The following is a 17,235-nucleotide window of genomic DNA, read 5'->3' as shown; positions in this document are numbered from 1 at the left end:
TGCGTGATCAGTCAAAAGGTTTTACCTTATCCCGTATTGTCACATTAACAAAACGCCAAGAACGCATCCTTAAAGCTGTATCTCCTCAGCTCCTCAAAGGACTGTAGTGTATATTTATGCTACGGAATTCAGGTATATAATGTAGAACCATCGGAAGAATGCGGTGGTTTATTGCAAATAGTTGAGCCGCCATTTATGAAATTGAAAAGAAAATATTAATAAATTAGTTCATCATTATGAAAATAGGTTTAATTTCCGATACCCACGACGACCTGAAGTCGTGTTACCAGGCTTGCGAGGCTTTCAAGGCGGACGGCGTCAAGACCGTGCTGCATGCCGGCGACATGATCTCCCCGTTCATGGTGCCGGTGTTCGAACAGACCAAGCTAAAGCTGATAGCCGTATTCGGCAATAACGACGGCGACAAGGTCTACCTCTCCCAAAAATTCCAGGAGGCCGGGTTTGAACTGCATCCCGGGCCGTACGAGTTTGACCTGGGATCGCGGCGGATCTGCATGATGCACGAGCCTTATTGCCTGGAGAGCCTGGTCAAATCGGCTAACTTTGACCTGGTGGTTTACGGCCATACCCACAAACTGGACATCCGGGAGGAGGGAACCCTGGTAATCAATCCCGGCGAAGGCTGCGGGTATCTCAGCGGAAAGCCCACCTGCGCGGTGGTGGACCTCTCTGACATGAGCGGCCGGATAATTGATTTATGACGAAGTCATCCCTGCCAGCAGTAAAGGATAAACTGCTCCGCCTGCAAAAAATCCTTTCCTCTTACGGTAGCGCAGCAATAGCCTATTCCGGGGGCGTGGACAGCTCGCTGCTGGCCTTGCTGGTCAGGGAGGCGCTGGGCAACAAGCATCTGGCGGTGACGGCGGTATCACAATCCTACACTCCGGGCGAAATGAAGCAGGCCAGAGCAATAGCCCGCAAATTCGGGATCAAACTGCTGGCGCTTAAGACCGATGAGCTGAACGATCCGAAATTCAATTCCAACCCCACTGACCGCTGCTATCACTGCAAAAAACATCTATTCAAGGCCATAAAATCCATTGCTTCAAAAAAAGGGATAAAATATATCCTGGACGGCACCAATGCCGACGATGTCCACGACTTCCGGCCCGGCCGCCGGGCGGCCGAGGAGCGGGGGATAAAAAGTCCATTTGTGGAAGTAGGGATGACCAAGGCCGAGATCAGAATGATCGCCAAGCAAAAAGGCCTGCCCAACTGGGATCATCCGGCCAATGCCTGCCTGGCCTTGCGGATACCTTACGGGGTTAAGATCGATGCCGCGGTTTTAAAGCAGGTGGAAAAGGCAGAGGAAGCTTTGGCTGAGCTGGGTCTTAAAAAATACCGGGTCCGCCATCACGGCCAAGTGGCCCGGATAGAAGTGGATTCTAAGGAATTTGCTAAAATCATAAAAAATAAAATAAAATTGACCAACAAGATTAAAGCGGCAGGCTACCAGTTCGTCACGCTTGATCTGCTGGGTTATCAAACGGGCTGCTTCAATCCTAAAAAACAGTAAACCCAAAGCATTGATATCATTGATTTTCAACCGATATGAAACAAGATAAATTACTGGAAATAATAAAACAGATCAAAACCGGGAAGATGACCGAAGCCCAGGCGTTGAACCGCCTGAAAAACCTTCCCTTTAAAAATCTCGGTTTTGCCAACATAGATAATCACCGGGAATTGCGCCGGGGAGCGCCGGAGGTGATATTCTGCCAGGGCAAGACCCCAGTACAAGCAGCTAATATTTTCAAGGCCATGTCGGGTGACGGGCTGGTAATGGCCACCCGGGCTGCCTTGGAGCAATATCAGGCGGTGAAAAAGATCAATCCCAAAGCCGTCTATTATCCCATTGCCCGGATCATCAGCAACCGCAAGGTTGTATCCTCAAAAACGGGAAAATACATCGCGGTGGTAACCGCCGGAACCTCGGATATCCCGGTGGCCGAAGAGGCCGCGGTCACCGCTGAACTGCTTGGCGCAAGAGTGGTCCGGTTATGGGATGTCGGCGTGGCCGGGATCCACCGGCTCTTGGACAAAAGGGAGACCCTGCAGAAGGCCAAGGTCGTAGTGGCCGTGGCCGGGATGGAAGGCGCCCTGCCCAGCGTGGTCAGCGGCCTGGTGGCCTGCCCGGTGATCGCCGTGCCCACCAACGTGGGCTACGGGGCCAGCTTCGGCGGGATCACCGCGCTGTTGGCCATGCTCAACAGCTGCTCGCCGGGCGTGGCGGTGGTGAACATTGACAACGGGTTCGGGGCCGGCTACCTGGCCTGGATGATCGCCAAAGGAAAGAGCTAATGAAAGTAATATATTTAGATTGTCCCACCGGAGCCTCCGGCAACATGATCCTGGCCGGGCTGATTGATGCCGGGGCTTCCTGGAAAGACATAGAGAGGTCATTAAGACGCCTGCCGGTCAAAGGCTGGAAGGTGGAACTGGCCAAAGTGAAGCGTTGCGGCCTGGGAGGCCTGCAGCTGGAAGTCAAGCCGGGCCCTCAGCCCTGCCGCCACCTGAAGGAAATAGAGACCATCATCAAAAAGGCCGGGCTGTCTGGTTTTGTAACAGATAACTCCATTACAATATTCACCAGACTGGCCGAAGCAGAGTCAAAAGTTCACCGCATTTCAAAACAGAAAATCCATTTTCACGAAGTGGGGGCGATTGACGCTATCATTGACATCGTGGGCAGCTGTCTGGCTCTGGAAGAGTTGGGGGCCAAGGAAGTATATTGTTCGCCTTTGAATCTTGGGCACGGGCAGGTCAAATGCCAGCACGGCACCCTGCCGGTGCCGGCACCGGCCACCGCCCAGCTTCTGAAGAACGCGGTGATCTATCAGAACGATCTCTCCGGGGAACTGGTGACTCCCACCGGGGCGGCCATCATCACCCATTTTGCCGAAGGCTTCGGGCCGATGCCCAAAATGATTCTAAAGTCGGTTGGGAACGGCGCGGGCACCCGGGAACTGGCCCAGCCCAACCTGCTGAGGGTGCTGGCCGGAGAATTGATGCCGGACAATAGAAGCCCTAGCGATATTGTGATGCTGGAGACCAATATCGACGACCTAAGCCCCCAAATCTACCAGCACCTGCTGGAAATTCTTTTCAAACAGGGCGCGCTGGACGTTTATTTTACGCCCATTCAAATGAAGAAAAACCGTCCCGCAGTGATGTTTTCGGTCCTGACCGGCCCGGAAAACGAGGCCGCGATGCTGGATACAATATTTTCAGAGACCACCACTTTGGGCATCCGCCGCCGCGAGCTGGAACGATATACACTTCCGCGCCGGGAGACAAAAGTAAAGACCGCTTACGGCCCGATCCCCGGTAAAAGGGTCACCCTCTACGACGGATCTCATAAGTTCATACCGGAATATGAGGAATGCAGAACGATCGCCCAAAAAAGCGGCCAGCCGCTGATGAAGGTGATTGAACTGGCCAAAGCACAATTCCTAAAAGAGCATAAACGATAATCTATGGACATCAGCCTGAAAAGCCTGGGCTTAAAGCCCAAATTATCAAAGGTCATCTGGGACTTTTCCATGATCACGATAGGCTGCGCCCTGATGGCCCTTTCCTACGATCTGTTCCTGGTGCCCCATAAGATAGCCCCGGGCGGCGCGGCCGGAATAAGCACTATTCTGCACTACCTTTTTAAACTGCCGGTGGGCGTGGTGATCTTCGCCGTCAACATACCGCTGTTCATCTGGGGGCTGCTGGAGTTCGGCAAGAAATTCGGTTTCCGCACCATCTATGCGGTGTTTGTCACTTCCTTTTTGACCGATTTCCTGCAGGCCATGTTCCATTTCAAGGCTGCCACCCAGAACACCATACTGGCAGCGCTTTACGGAGCCATCCTGCTGGGGGTCGGACTGGGGCTGGCTTTCCGGCACCAGGCCACCACCGGGGGCTCGGACATTGTGGCCCAGATCATCGCCAAATACACCAACGCCATCCCGGGCATCGGCATCATCATGGTGGACTTCTTCATCATCGTCCTGGCCGGGCTGACCTTCCGCAGCGTGGACCTGGCCTTGTACGGCCTGATCACTTTGTATGTCTCCAGTCGAATCCTGGACGTGATCCTGGAGGGCTGGTCCTACAATAAGGCGGCCTATATTATCTCCGACAACCACCAGCTAATCAGGGGCGAAGTGGTGCTGGAGATGAACCGGGGCGGGACCATGTGGGTGGGCAAGGGCTTTTACAAGGGCACCGAGCGCGCCATTTTGTTCTGCGTGGTCAGCCGGAGGGAGCTAGTGCAGTTGAAGGAAATAGTCAGTCTGCTGGATCCCAAGGCCTTCATGGTGGTCACCGACGTCAAGGAAGTGCTGGGGCACGGATTCACTCCTTGGAGCAAAATCAACGAGGGGGTGTGAATTGTGAACTGTAAACTGTGAAATATGAAGGGGGTGAGTATGGAAAGGGCGCATAAAAAACTGGATGTCTGGAAAATGAGCATTCAACTGGCCAAGGCAGTGTATGACCTTACCGGCCGATATCCAAAAGAAGAGCAATACGGAATTATATCCCAGATGCGGCGTGCAGCGACCTCGGTTCCTGCCAATATCGCAGAGGGCGCAGCCCGAAGGTCAACAAAAGAATTTGTACAATTTCTTTCGATAGCCGGAGGATCTTTGAGCGAACTGGATACATTTTTGGAACTGTCATTGGCACTGGGTTATATCAAAGCGGAAGAGAAGAGCAACATTGATGGAATGATAACCAATGTCAGCAAGACCTTGGCCGGTCTTATCCGAAGTCTGGCCGCTAAAAACAATTAACACTTCACATTTCACAATTTACAGTTTACGGGCAAAATGAAACGTATTCTGACAGGAGACCGGCCCACCGGACCGCTGCACATAGGGCACTATTTCGGCTCGCTGGTGGAGCGGGTGAAACTGCAGGACCAGTACGAAACCTATGTTCTGATCGCGGATGTTCAGGCGTTGACCGATAATTTTGACGCCCCCCAAAAGGTGCACGACAACATCATCGAGGTGACCCTGGATAACCTGGCGGCAGGGATAGACCCGAATAAATCCACCATCGTCATTCAGTCCAAACTGCCGGCCATCGCCGACCTGACCATATTCTTCATGAATCTGGTCACAGTGGCCCGGGTGGGGCGCAATCCCACGGTCAAGGAGGAGATCAAGCAGAAGGGTTTTGGGGAATCACTGCCCTTCGGGTTCTACGCCTATCCCGTCTCGCAGGCCGCCGACATTCTGGCCTTCAATGCCGACCTGGTGCCGGTGGGCGACGACCAGCTGCCGATGATAGAAATGACCCGGGAGATCGCCCGCGATTTCAACCGGATCTACGGCCAGGTGTTCGTGGAGCCGGAGGCCAAGGTGGGCTCGTTCGGGCGGATCAAGGGATTTGACGGCAACGCCAAGATGAGCAAATCACTGAACAACTCCATAGAGCTCAAGGACAGCGAAGAAGAGACCGCCAAGAAGATCATGAGCGCCTACACCGATCCCGCCAAGGCCCGCAAGGACGATCCCGGTCACCCCGACGGCTGTATAGTTCATAGCTACCACCAGATATTCACGTCGGGCCACGCCGCCATCAAAGAGGAATGCCTGAAAGGCGGGAGAGGCTGCGTGGTCTGCAAGAAGGAGCTGATAGCCAACATGAACGCCTATTTTGCCCCGATCCGGCAGAAGCGCATAGAACTGGGCAATGACCTGGGTTATGTCAGGAATGTGCTGAAGCAGGGTATCATCAAAGGACAGGAAGTGACCGGAGACATTTTAGAAAAGGCCAAAATGGCCATGAAGATAGATTACCGGGACATACTGGGGTGATCCTGGCCAAGGGCGAGATAGTTTGGTTGAGAAGAAGGACATTGGAAGATGTTCCTATATTCTTTAAATGGCGCCAAATGAACGGCCAAGCTAAGTTATTCGATGCTCCTTGGGAAAAAGATCAGCCAGAACCAGATGAGGAATATATTGCCAGAATAACTAAAAGCATTGAAGGTGAAAAAGAAGACAAGTTTGGTATGGCAATTATAGTCGAGAATGAAAGCACACGCCCCATTGGTACGGTGAATTGCTATGCTGATAAAGGTAATCAGGATCATAAATATGTCGGGGTAGCTATTTATGAGGATTCTTTGATCAGCAAGGGCCTGGGGACGGAAGCCCTAAAATTATGGATAGATTACCTGTTCCGGAGCCGCAACCTGCACCACATAGGCATAGAGACCTGGTCATTCAACAAGAGGATGATCCGGGTGGCCGAGAAGATTGGTTTTAAGAATGAGGGATGTGAAAGGGAAATCCGGGAATGGAACGGTGAATGGCTGGACAAGCTTCATTACGGATTGAATAGAAACGAGTGGGAAAATGGAGCTCAACAAAATATGAAGAAAAATGGCAAAGGAAATAATACATTTGATAGTATCGTAAAGATAACAAATCTCTATGTAGCGATGCTAGGTATTGTTGGTTTGTTGGCAACTGTTGGAATATTTCCAATACGATCGAAACCACAAATAAAAGTACTAAGGCCGATTTATATATTTAATATGGCCAAAGTATCGGAATCAATAGATTCAAGTAAAATGCGTAATTATTTTAGAGTGGAGGGCAAAGACAAAAATGTATTAGCACCTTATGGTAAACCAGAAGATATGGATACAAAAAAAGGGATGCCATATTATTTGCCTTATGAACGACTTAAGAATTGGAAACAACAAGGTTGGAGTGGACTATCACCATGGTATATATTTGGAATTACTGATTCTAGTGTTTTACCAAAACAAACATTAAATTATTCTGCTTATAGAACGGATGAGGAAAAAAGGTTAGGCCTCTCTATGTTATATGTAAGCGATGTTCTTGAAGAAGCAGCAAAGAATAAACTTGACCTAGGGCAATCATTAGTTGATAATCCTTTAGAGCAGTTGTATAAATTAAAAGGAGATAAGCCGGGATTAATTGACAATGAAAATCTTATGAAATTTGTGCTTGCAACGAAAGTTTACTCATTTATTACGGTTTCAAATAAAACATCAGAACTAATGGGGAATATACGTTTTTTTGTTAACGATGTTGTGTATTCTGGTTATTTAGAGGTCGTAGGATTTACTGCAGCATCCACAGTCAGTGAGATCAATCCCAATAGCCCTAACCTTTGCTATACTATTGAAAGACTTGAACCGGGGCAAAGTATTGAATTTCTTATTAAAGGTTATAAAACCATCAGAGAAAGTGAAATTAAAATAACGATGCCATTTATGGCGGGAATAAGAAAAGACATTGTTATCATGATGATGGTTTTGATTTTTGTGTTTGTAATCACCTTATATTTGTTCCCAAAATATAAAAATATTAGAAAAGTAGAACAAATCCGAAAGTAAATTATTGTGTAGGATTCGCAATTGTTCCAACGACCAGTAAGAAGTTAATAGAGAAAATATTATAAGTGGGAGTAATAAAATTGAAAGACCTAGCGCAACACGCCCTTAATGTGGCCGAGCTGGCCGGGGCCAGCTACGCCGACATTCGGATCATCAACGATGAATCCGAGCGGGTGGAGGTCAAGGACGGCCAGGTGGGCAGCATCAACCGGGGGACCTCCGGCGGCTTCGGCATCCGGGTGATCGCCAACGGGGCCTGGGGTTTTGCCTCCAGCTCCAAAATAGACAAGGCCGAAATAGAGCGGGTGGCCAAGCTGGCGGTGAAAGTGGCCAAGGCCAGCGCCCTGCTCAAGGTAAAAGACCTGGAGCTGGCCCCGGTGGAGAAATACATAGACAAATATGTCACACCACACAAGAAGAACCCGTTGGAAGTTCCGCTGGAGGAAAAGATCGCATTGTTGCTTAAGACCGATGCCGCCATGCGCCAGGTTAAAGGCGTGAACATCACCGAGTCACGGATCGCGGCCTGGGTGGAGGACCAGTTGTTCGCCTCCACCATCGGATCGCTGATAGAGCAGAGGATCATCCAGTGCGGCGGAGGATACACCGCCACCGCCGTCAAAGACGGCGATGTGCAGTACCGTTCCTACCCCTGTTCCCACGGCGGGCAGTGGGAGTCCAACGGCTACGAGATGATCGAACAGCTGGATTTTGCCGGCCATGCCGGCCAGACCGCCGGAGAAGCGGTGGCCCTACTTTCCGCCGTCCAGTGTCCGTCGGGAGAAAAGGAGATCATCATCGAGGGATCCCAGCTGTCCCTGCAGATTCACGAATCGGTGGGCCATCCGCTGGAGCTGGACCGGGTGTTCGGTAGCGAGGCCAACTTCGCCGGTACCAGCTTTGCCACCACCGACAATCTGGATAAGCTGAAATACGGTTCGGACATCGTTACCATAATCTCTGACCCCATCTGCCCCAGGGGGCTGGGCAGCTACGGCTACGACGACGAGGGGGTCAAGGCCCAAAAGTCCGACCTGATAAAGAATGGGATGTTGGTCAACTACCTTTCCTCCCGCGAGACCGCCAAGGTCATAGGCAAAAAATCCACCGGGGCCATGCGGGCCGACGGCTGGGGCAACATGCCGATAGTTCGGATGACCTGCATCAATCTGGAGCCGGGCACCAAATCACTTGAGCAGATCGTCTCTGAGACTGAGGATGGCATCTACCTGGCCACCAACAAGAGCTTTTCCATCGACGACCGGCGCTCCAATTTCCAGTTCGGCACCGAGATCGCCTGGGAGATAAAAAAGGGCAAGCTGGGGCAGATGCTCAAGAACGCCACCTACACCGGATTCACCCCGCAGTTCTGGAACGCCTGCGACGCCATCGCCGGACCCAAGGACTGGAAGATCTGGGGCACCTGCAACTGTGGCAAGGGAGAACCCCAACAGCTGGCCCGGACCGCCCAGGGCTGCGCGCCATCCCGGTTCCGGGATATCAAGGTCGGCGTCATACCAGGTAAAAAGTAAATCATAACGACGGATGAAATAAAATGTTGATAGATAAAAATCAGGCCCGTGATATCTGCCAAAGGGCGTTGTCCTTCGCCAAAGAGGGCCAGGCCGAGGTGATCCTGACCCAGAACGCCAGCCCGCTGACCCGGATCGCCAACAACACCATCCATCAGAACGTGGATGTGTCGGACCTGAATGTCTCCCTGCGGGTGGACCTTGACAACCGCTCGGGCCGAGCCGCCACCAACCAGTTCGACGATAAATCCTTGAAAAAGCTGGCCCGGCAGGCTTTGGGAGCGGCCCGGGCCATCACCGGCACCCAGGAACTTCCGCCTTTGGTGGGGCCACAGAAATACCGGGAGATCAATCCCTATGATGAAAACTCGGCTTTCATGGAGCCGGAACAGCGGGCGGAGATGGTGCTGAAGGCGGTCAAACTGGCCAGGCTGGAAAAGGTGGAGCTGGCCGGGCTGGTCAGCAACACCATGTACGCCACGGCCATGGCCAACAGCAACGGGCTTTTTGCTTACCACCGGATCAGCACTCTGAACATGGAGATTACCGCCCGTTCCGGGATCGCCGCCGGCCGGTTTGCCAGTATGGTGCGAAAAGCCGAAGACCTGGATCCGGAGAAAGTAGCTTCCATCGCCATTCAGAAATGTCTGGGCGGGCTTAATGCCAAAGCGTTGGATCCCGGCGATTACACAGTCATCCTGGAGCCCGAGGCGGTGACCACGCCCTTGATGTTCCTGTCATTCCTGGCCTTCGGGGCCCTCTCGGTGCAGGAGAACCTGAGCTGCCTGTCCGGCAAACTGGGACAAAAACTGATGGGCGAAAACATCACCATCACCGACGATGCCTACAATTCCCTGGCGGCCTGGGCCGAACCGTTTGATTCCGAGGGCATGCCGAAGAAGAAAGTAGTCATAATTGATAAAGGCGTGGCCCGCGGGCCGGTATATGACCTAAAAACTGCGGCCCAGGACAAGACCGAGACCACCGGGCATGGCCTGCCGCAGCCCAACACCTACGGCCCGATGCCCAGCAATCTGGTTTTGGAAGGCGGGAGCGCCTCTTTGGAAGATATGATAAAATCCACCCAGTGCGGGGTGCTGGTGACCCGTTTCTGGTACAACCGGGTAGTGGACCGCAAGGTCCCGATCATCACCGGGATGACCCGGGACGGCACCTTCCTGATCGTAGACGGCAAGATATCCTGCGGGGTAAAGAACATGCGCTTCAACCAGGACCTGGTGGAGTTCTTCAACAACGTGGAGGCATTGGGCATCCCGGAGAGCCAGGAGAATATGGTGGTCCCGCCGCTTAAGGTCAACAATTTTCATTTTACCGGACTGACAGAAGCATAGACACTATCTTTGTCGACATGTCAATTTTGTAAATAGTCCAGAATATAATCTTTTCAATCATACTTTCTTATGACTAAGAAAGTATGCCAAGAAGTTTTTACCGCCGTTCGGCTGAGCTCACGCCGAAGCCCAGTTCCGCGGTAAGCAAGGCTTACGCCCCGGCCCCGCCAAGGCGGGGCTTTATCGGGACTGAAACCAAGCCGCTCCGCTGATGGCGGGGTCCCGGGACCAACCAAGGTTCGCTTCAGCGCTGCTGTCCGGCAAAGGCTGGCGTTTTATCCGGCTCAAAGCCGAATAAAGAAATTAGTGCCAGTATTATGCCTAATATTCGGGTCAATAAATTCAGGCAGCCGGTGCATCAAAGCGGCGCTGAAGCGAAAGTTTCGCTTACGCTCCTTGCATGCCTTCCCCTGGGGGCCGTAGCTTTAGCGAAGGCCTCTCTTTGGAGCTTTCTCTTCAAAGAGAAAGCGACGAAAAGGATAAATAAGGATTCCCAAATGAACACTAAAGCTAAAGATGATGCAGGACGTATAAATATCCGTCCGGCCAGGGACTCGGACAAAGCCGTGGTACTTGGGTTCTGCAAACATACCTTCGGCCGCTGGGGGGATTACATGCCCGAGGTCTGGGACGAATGGGTAAAAACCAGAAACGGGCTTTTTTTCGCGGCCACCATCAACGATGTTCCGGTGGGAGTGGGAAAAATCACCATTCACCGGCCGGGCGAGCTGTGGCTGGAGGGTTTGCGGGTCAATCCTAAATACCGGGGTTGCGGCATCGGACGGATCATTCAGAACCATGCCTGGAAGAAAGCCATGTCCTTAAAACCAAAATACGTTCGTTATGCCACCGGCTCGTATAACAAGATATCCCAGCACCTGGGCCAGTCCAAATCCATGAAGATCGTGGCCGGGTTCGACGAGTACATAAGCAAACTTACCGATACTACAGAAACTGCGCTGGTGCGGGCCAAACCCAAAGAAGGCCAGGAGTATCTCAGCCTTTTCAATCGCGACCGGCAGGCCAAATATTGGAAGGGGTTGTATCTGGACAGTTGGTCGGCCAAAACATTTGACAAACAAGCCCTTGACGGTTTGATCAAACAAAAAAGGGTTTACGGATATTACGGCCACCGGGGGCTGGCCGGGGGCCTGGTAATATTACAGTCAAAGGACAAGAAGTTCTATAATTACTGCCGGGCGGCGGCGCTGGATCCCAAGACTTTTCAGACGATCCTCAAGGAGGGCCGGAAACTGGGGCGTTTGCTGGGAGCCAAAAAGACCGAGATGCACCTGCCCAAAAGCGCCTGGTTCCGGAATATCGTAAAAGGCACGGGCTGGCGCAAGGCCATGCCCATCTGGATGGTGGTGCTGGAGTGGTCCAGGAAACTATAATGCCTGCGAAACACGCGAAAACCACGAAAACAAGATTTAAAATATTTTCGAGCATTTAGTGGGAGAGGTGATATGACCCCTTACGAAATAATCTATAAAAAGCGCAACGGCGGCGAACTCTCATCAGGCGAGATAAAATGGTTCATCGCCAATTATACTTCCGGGGCCATACCCGATTATCAGACTGCCGCCCTGCTGATGGCCATATTCCTGAAAGGCATGACTGAAGCCGAAACCAGCGAGTTGGCCATGTCTCTGATGAATTCCGGCCGGGTGTTTGACCTGTCCGACATCCCCGGCATCAAGGTGGACAAGCATTCCACCGGTGGGGTGGGGGACAAGATTTCCATAATCTTAGCGCCGATGGTGGCGGCAGCCGGGGTGCCGGTGCCGATGGTTTCGGGCCGGGGGCTGGGACACACCGGCGGGACCTTGGACAAGCTGGAATCCATTCCCGGTTTCCGCACCGATCTGTCTTATGATGAGTTCCGTCACACCCTGGCCCGGATCGGGCTGGCCATGATGGGGCAGACCCCGGACCTGGCCCCGGCCGACAAGAAGCTGTATGCCCTGCGCGATGTAACCGCCACGGTGGACTGCATCCCGCTGATAGCCGCGTCCATCATGTCCAAGAAGCTGGCCGAGGGCGCCGACGGGCTGGTGCTGGACGTCAAGACCGGCAGCGGGGCCTTCATGCAGAAGCACGAGGACGCATTGGCGCTTACCAAAACCATGACAGCCATCGGGCAGGGGATGGGCAAAAAGATGAAGGCCCTGATCACCGACATGAACCAGCCGCTGGGCCGGACAGTGGGCAATGCTCTGGAGATCGAAGAATGCGTGGACTGTCTCAAAGGCAACGGCCCCGGAGACCTGATGGAGATCACCTATGCCCTGGGTGCCGAGATGCTGGTGCTGGGCGAGCGGGCCAATGACGTGGGATTCGGCAAAAGGATACTTCAGCAGATAGTTTCCTCCGGCCAGGGCCTGGACAAATTCCGGGAGATGGTGGCGGCCCACGGCGGGGAGGTCAAAGTTGCCGATGATTGCAAGAAAGTATTGCCCCAGGCCCAGCATATCATAAAAGCTAAAGCGGAGAAGGCCGGGTATATTCATTCCATGGACAACCGGGAGGTAGGCATGACCGGGGTCTTCTTGGGCTGCGGCCGGCTGAAGATGGATGATGTCATTGATCCGGCGGCCGGGTTCATCTTTGACCGCAAGATCGGCGAACAGGTAAAGCCCGGAGACACTATGGTCAAAGTGCTCTGCAATGATGAACAGAAGGGTCAGGAGGCGGCCAGGCGGCTGGTGGATTGCATCAGGATATCTGAGACGAAGCCGGAAGACGTTAAACTGATAAAAGAGATAATATAAATATGAGGCATTGATGCAGGATTTGAAAAACAAAATCGTATTTATCACCGGGGCCTCCAGCGGCATCGGGCGAGCGTGTGCCATCGAGTTTGCCAAGGCAGGAGCTAAACTAATCCTGGCAGCCAGGCGCAAAGAACGTTTAGTGGAATTGGCTGGAGAAATATCGAAGATTAATAAGAATCTTGTAACCACGTTACTTGTTTTTGATGTTCGCAAACAGAAGGAAGTAGAGGAAGCGATCAATAAATTGCCCGCTCAATGGTCCGACATCGACATCCTACTGAACAATGCCGGACTGTCCCGGGGTCTGGAGAAGATCCAGGAAGGGGTGATCCAGAACTGGGAGGAGATGATAGACACCAACATCAAGGGCCTGCTCTACGTCACCCGGGCGGTGATGCCGGGCATGGTCAAGAGGAACTCCGGCCATGTCGTCAACATCGGCTCAATCGCCGGGCACGAGGTCTACCCGGCCGGCAATGTTTACAACGCCACCAAGTATGCGGTGAAAGCACTGAACAAGGCCATGAGGATGGATGTCTTCGGTACCAATATCAGGGTAACCAGCATCGATCCCGGTTTTGTGGAGACTGAGTTCGCTATTGTCCGTTTCCATGGCGACCAGCAGCGGGCGGACAAGGCCTATCAGGGGATGGCACCGCTAAGGCCGGAAGACATCGCCGAAGCTGTGGTATGGTCCTGCACCCGGCCGGCCCATGTCAACATCGAGGACATCATCATCATGCCCACCGACCAGGCTTCCATAACCATGGTCAACCGAAAACAGTAGTAAATGTCTATCTGTCCTTTACGGGGAATTACTATCCACAGATTGATGCAGATATAGAACGTAACATATCCCAAACGGCATTAATACATCTGTGAAATCTGCGAAAATCTGCGGATGAAAAACGTAACATGCTATCTAAGTTAAAGCCTTAGTAAACAGTAATCTAATTATTTTACTTGACTTTAAAATCAATTTTTAATACTATTATACTGGTATATAAGGTATTATCCTATAACAGCTTTAATGAAAAGAACCGTTTCCATAATAATAAGCGTGATCCTGGCCCTGGCGGCTTTGGGTCTTACGGCGCTTGCTCTGCTTCAAAATAAAAAACCTTCGGGCAGCGCGGCTCCGGACGAGCTTAAGACCCGCTCCGAACTTATTGCCAAGAGCCTGGCCCGCAGCCTTTCCGACCCGGTGGCCAACGCCGATGATCTTTCGCTGTCCGAATTGATGGCCCAGGCCCGGTCTGATTATCCCGAAGTGTCGCAGATCCGGGTGGCCAATAGCAAGGGACAGATAGTGGCCGCCTCCGAAGATGACATGGTGGGCCAGCCCCTCTCATTGCCGGACGGGATCAAAACTCTGACGGACGAGAATCTTCTACTGCAGCCGGCTTCGGCCGGGCCCAAGGAAAGATCCTACTGGGCGGCCGTTCCTATATTGCTGGGCAAGGATAAGATCGGAAGCCTTTATCTTTTGACCAAAGGACAGGCCCAGCCGGCCGCTTCCTTAAAACCGGCCATCCCCATTCCGATCGTAGCCGGACAGGCGGCGGCCCTGATTATCATCATCTTGCTGCTACTGGCGCTATCGGCTCCCAAAACCATTACCGTGGCCACTGCCGGCGAAGCCCTGGCCGAATTCGAGCGTAAGAAAAAAGACATAGAAAAAGAGCTGGACGCCCGGCGCAAGGAGCTTAGAAAAGTGGAGGCCGAGGCGGCCGACCATACCCGGTGGCTGGAGATGTTCCGGGGAGAGGAATCGGACCTGACCAGCCAGGTCAAAAAAATGCGGCAGGAGCGGACCGAGCTGGATGGCGTGATCGACCAGGGCCGCAAGCAATTAGTGGAATTTGAAGGGCTGCTCCGGAACAAGCAGTCCAAATTGGAAGAAGTCAGCCACCATCTGACCGCCCGGATCGAAGAGGGCATCGAGCTGGACAAGCGATTAGTCAGCATCCAGCAGCAGGAAGCCGAGCTTAACACCCGGATGACGGAGCTTAAAAAGGGCGAAGCCAATCTGGCCCAGTGGCTCAAGCAATCCAAGGCCGAAGTGCAGAACCTGGTGCAGTTCATCGCCGAAAAGCGCCTGGAGGAAAGCGAGCTGGAGCAGACCATCGAAGAGAAGCGGCGCGAGGCCTCCGAGCTGGAGCAGAAGGTGGAAGAGATGCGGGACAACATTCAGGAGATGTCCGATATCTGCGAACAGTGGACCGGAGAGAAGGAACGCCTTTCCCTGGAAATAGGCGAAAAACAAAAAGACCTAACCGCGGTGATGCAGCTGCTGGAAGGCAGCCGGGCAAGGCTGGAAAAATTGCAAAAACAGGAAACCGCCGTCAAATGAGGAACTACTACGAAATTCTGGGAGTGAGCCGCGGGGCCGAAACTTCCGAGATATCCCAGTCCTACCGCCGCCTGTTGCAGGAACAGTATCAGGAAATGGGCAAGGAGTCCGATCTTTCATTATTAAGCCAGGCCCATAAAATCCTGACCAATCCCGTCAAACGTCGGGATTACGACTCCATACTGGATCTTTTATCCGGGCAGTTTACGGTTGAAAACCCGGAAAAGCCCACCAAGGCCGAGAAGGCCTATTTAGACGGACTTAAGGCTTTCGACCTCCAGAATTATCAGGAGGCGGTACAGTACTTTGCCCGGGCTGCCCGGCTGGATCCCAAACAGGGACACTTTTTCAGCCAGTGGGGGCTTTCCATCGGAATGTTTCCGGGCAGGCTGCCCGAGGCCGAGCTTTATTGCAAAAAGGCCATCGAATTGGATCCCGATAATCCGGTATTCTATTTCAATCTGGGATTCTTATACCAACGTCACAATTTAAGCGAGGCCGCCCAGCAGTCGTTCAGCAAGGCCCAGGAAGCCCAGCAGGTAAGGCAGGCCAAGCACTCGGCCCGGGACTCGGCCGCCATTACCGCCGAATGGAGAGGAGACGCCGGCAGTCTGCTGAAGGAACTGGATTCAATAGAAGAGACCATGACCAAGCCCGACGGGGAACAGGCTTCGGTGATCGCATTGCCCCAGGCCGAAGAGCCGGTCCCGGAAAAAACGGCGGAGGAACAACTGCCTCCCGTCCCGGTAACTGCGCCAGAGCAGACTCCGGTCGCGCCAGAGGAAACTTCCGATCATTCGGGGATAGATGATCTGTTAAGCGAACTGGATTCCCTGGAGTCCAGCCTGGAAAAGGTGGAGACCTATCATAACAGTAAAATACCGGAGCCGGAAGAATCCAGGCTGGAGGTCGTCACCGTCCAGGCAGAGTCGATACTCCAAAGCCAGGCAGGGGAGCCGCAAACCGCATCTGATGAGACCCAAACTCCGGTCACGGGACAGCAGGAGGAATCCCGATTGGAGATCGTCACTGTCCAGGAAAAACTCATTCCCCAAGGCCCGACGATAGAGGACCAAACCTCTGATGAATTACAACCGGATATCGTTTCCTTGGACGAATCTCCCACAGACCTTTTAAAGGAACTGGATTCCATAGAATCCATGGTGGCCGGAATAGAGCAGGCCGGAGTTGAGGCTCCGCCGGAAAATATTCAGGATAGTCCCCAGCAACCAGAGGTTTCTCATTCGTCCGGTTTGCCGGTCGTTTCAGAGAAGGATGTTCCCGGGTCCAACGTCAAAGAACTTGAGGACGAGGCCTTAAAATTACTGCAGGAACTCGACATTCCATTGGACGACCAGACCCCGGAGCCGGTCCCGGTTTCCCAGGCCGAACCGAAATTTGAAGAAAATATTTCCGAGCCTGATTCCGAGGCCATAAAGAAAGAAAAAAATGGAAAGGTTGGATCAGATGGAGGAACAGATGATGGAGGAGTTGCTGAAGCTCAAGGCCGAGCGGGAACAGTTGCGGGCTGATTTGAAGGTTTGAAAACCGGCTTGATCCAGGTCTCACGTAGTAAAAAAGCTCCCAAATAGCGGTTTAAGGGCAAAAAATCCGGTTAGGAAGCGTTAATAAATAACCTTTACAAGTAGTTTATTTTGTGCTATAATGTTGGGCATGAAAAACAATGCCCGACTCGAAGAACAATTTGCGCGTATCTGGCCCCACTTGAACGAACGGGCTCGTCGTTTGATGGCAGCCAGCGAAGCCATCAAATATGGCTATGGCGGAGTATCGACGGTTAGCCGTGCGTGTGATTTATCACGCGTCA

Annotated in this window: 15 protein-coding genes; all 15 read left to right on the top strand. The window is 52.7% G+C overall.

Features of this window, described 5'->3' with window-relative positions:
* Window positions 1-236 precede the first annotated feature (236 nt).
* The 15 genes from HY768_02495 to HY768_02425 all read left to right on the top strand — a co-directional run bounded on the left by HY768_02495 (window position 237) and on the right by HY768_02425 (window position 16,939).
* Complete coding sequence (locus tag HY768_02495) at window positions 237-722, top strand: metallophosphoesterase (GenBank protein ID MBI4726088.1); 486 nt, start codon at window positions 237-239, stop codon at window positions 720-722.
* Window positions 719-1,537: an ATP-dependent sacrificial sulfur transferase LarE gene (gene larE / locus HY768_02490; protein ID MBI4726087.1), complete on the top strand. Its 819-nt coding sequence runs from the start codon at window positions 719-721 to the stop codon at window positions 1,535-1,537. The genes HY768_02495 and larE overlap by 4 nt, the downstream gene beginning before the upstream one ends.
* Before the next feature lie 35 nt (window positions 1,538-1,572).
* Window positions 1,573-2,322 (top strand): nickel pincer cofactor biosynthesis protein LarB, encoded by a 750-nt coding sequence (gene larB / locus HY768_02485; GenBank protein ID MBI4726086.1) that lies wholly within the window; start codon window positions 1,573-1,575, stop codon window positions 2,320-2,322.
* Entirely contained in the window at window positions 2,322-3,494 is a 1,173-nt protein-coding gene (gene larC, locus HY768_02480; GenBank protein ID MBI4726085.1) for a nickel pincer cofactor biosynthesis protein LarC, read from the top strand. The genes larB and larC overlap by 1 nt, the downstream gene beginning before the upstream one ends.
* Window positions 3,495-3,497: 3 nt before the next feature.
* Window positions 3,498-4,400 (top strand): YitT family protein, encoded by a 903-nt coding sequence (locus tag HY768_02475; GenBank protein ID MBI4726084.1) that lies wholly within the window; start codon window positions 3,498-3,500, stop codon window positions 4,398-4,400.
* Window positions 4,401-4,439: 39 nt separating this feature from the next.
* Window positions 4,440-4,805, top strand: coding sequence for a four helix bundle protein (locus HY768_02470; GenBank protein MBI4726083.1), 366 nt, complete (start codon window positions 4,440-4,442; stop codon window positions 4,803-4,805).
* Between the two features lie 36 nt (window positions 4,806-4,841).
* Window positions 4,842-5,837 carry a tryptophan--tRNA ligase gene (gene trpS / locus HY768_02465; GenBank protein MBI4726082.1) on the top strand — a complete coding sequence of 332 codons (996 nt, stop codon included), beginning with the start codon at window positions 4,842-4,844 and terminating at the stop codon, window positions 5,835-5,837.
* Window positions 5,834-7,396: a GNAT family N-acetyltransferase gene (locus tag HY768_02460; GenBank protein ID MBI4726081.1), complete on the top strand. Its 1,563-nt coding sequence runs from the start codon at window positions 5,834-5,836 to the stop codon at window positions 7,394-7,396. The genes trpS and HY768_02460 overlap by 4 nt, the downstream gene beginning before the upstream one ends.
* A gap of 80 nt (window positions 7,397-7,476) precedes the next feature.
* Entirely contained in the window at window positions 7,477-8,928 is a 1,452-nt protein-coding gene (locus HY768_02455) for a TldD/PmbA family protein (GenBank protein ID MBI4726080.1), read from the top strand.
* 23 nt (window positions 8,929-8,951) lie between these two features.
* Window positions 8,952-10,280, top strand: a complete 1,329-nt coding sequence (locus HY768_02450; protein ID MBI4726079.1) for a TldD/PmbA family protein — start codon at window positions 8,952-8,954, stop codon at window positions 10,278-10,280.
* Between the two features lie 497 nt (window positions 10,281-10,777).
* Window positions 10,778-11,674 carry a GNAT family N-acetyltransferase gene (locus HY768_02445; protein ID MBI4726078.1) on the top strand — a complete coding sequence of 299 codons (897 nt, stop codon included), beginning with the start codon at window positions 10,778-10,780 and terminating at the stop codon, window positions 11,672-11,674.
* A 72-nt stretch (window positions 11,675-11,746) separates the two neighbouring features.
* Window positions 11,747-13,051, top strand: coding sequence for a thymidine phosphorylase (locus HY768_02440; protein MBI4726077.1), 1,305 nt, complete (start codon window positions 11,747-11,749; stop codon window positions 13,049-13,051).
* A gap of 13 nt (window positions 13,052-13,064) precedes the next feature.
* Window positions 13,065-13,841 carry an SDR family oxidoreductase gene (locus tag HY768_02435; protein ID MBI4726076.1) on the top strand — a complete coding sequence of 259 codons (777 nt, stop codon included), beginning with the start codon at window positions 13,065-13,067 and terminating at the stop codon, window positions 13,839-13,841.
* 243 nt (window positions 13,842-14,084) lie between these two features.
* Entirely contained in the window at window positions 14,085-15,407 is a 1,323-nt protein-coding gene (locus tag HY768_02430; GenBank protein MBI4726075.1) for a hypothetical protein, read from the top strand.
* Entirely contained in the window at window positions 15,404-16,939 is a 1,536-nt protein-coding gene (locus tag HY768_02425) for a DnaJ domain-containing protein (GenBank protein ID MBI4726074.1), read from the top strand. The genes HY768_02430 and HY768_02425 overlap by 4 nt, the downstream gene beginning before the upstream one ends.
* Window positions 16,940-17,235: the final 296 nt, after the last annotated feature.

Source organism: candidate division TA06 bacterium (assembly GCA_016208585.1).
Lineage (GTDB): Bacteria > Edwardsbacteria > AC1 > AC1 > EtOH8 > UBA5202.
The sequence above is the reverse complement of the archived record's forward strand: the minus strand, read 5'-3'. Positions and strand labels throughout refer to the sequence as shown.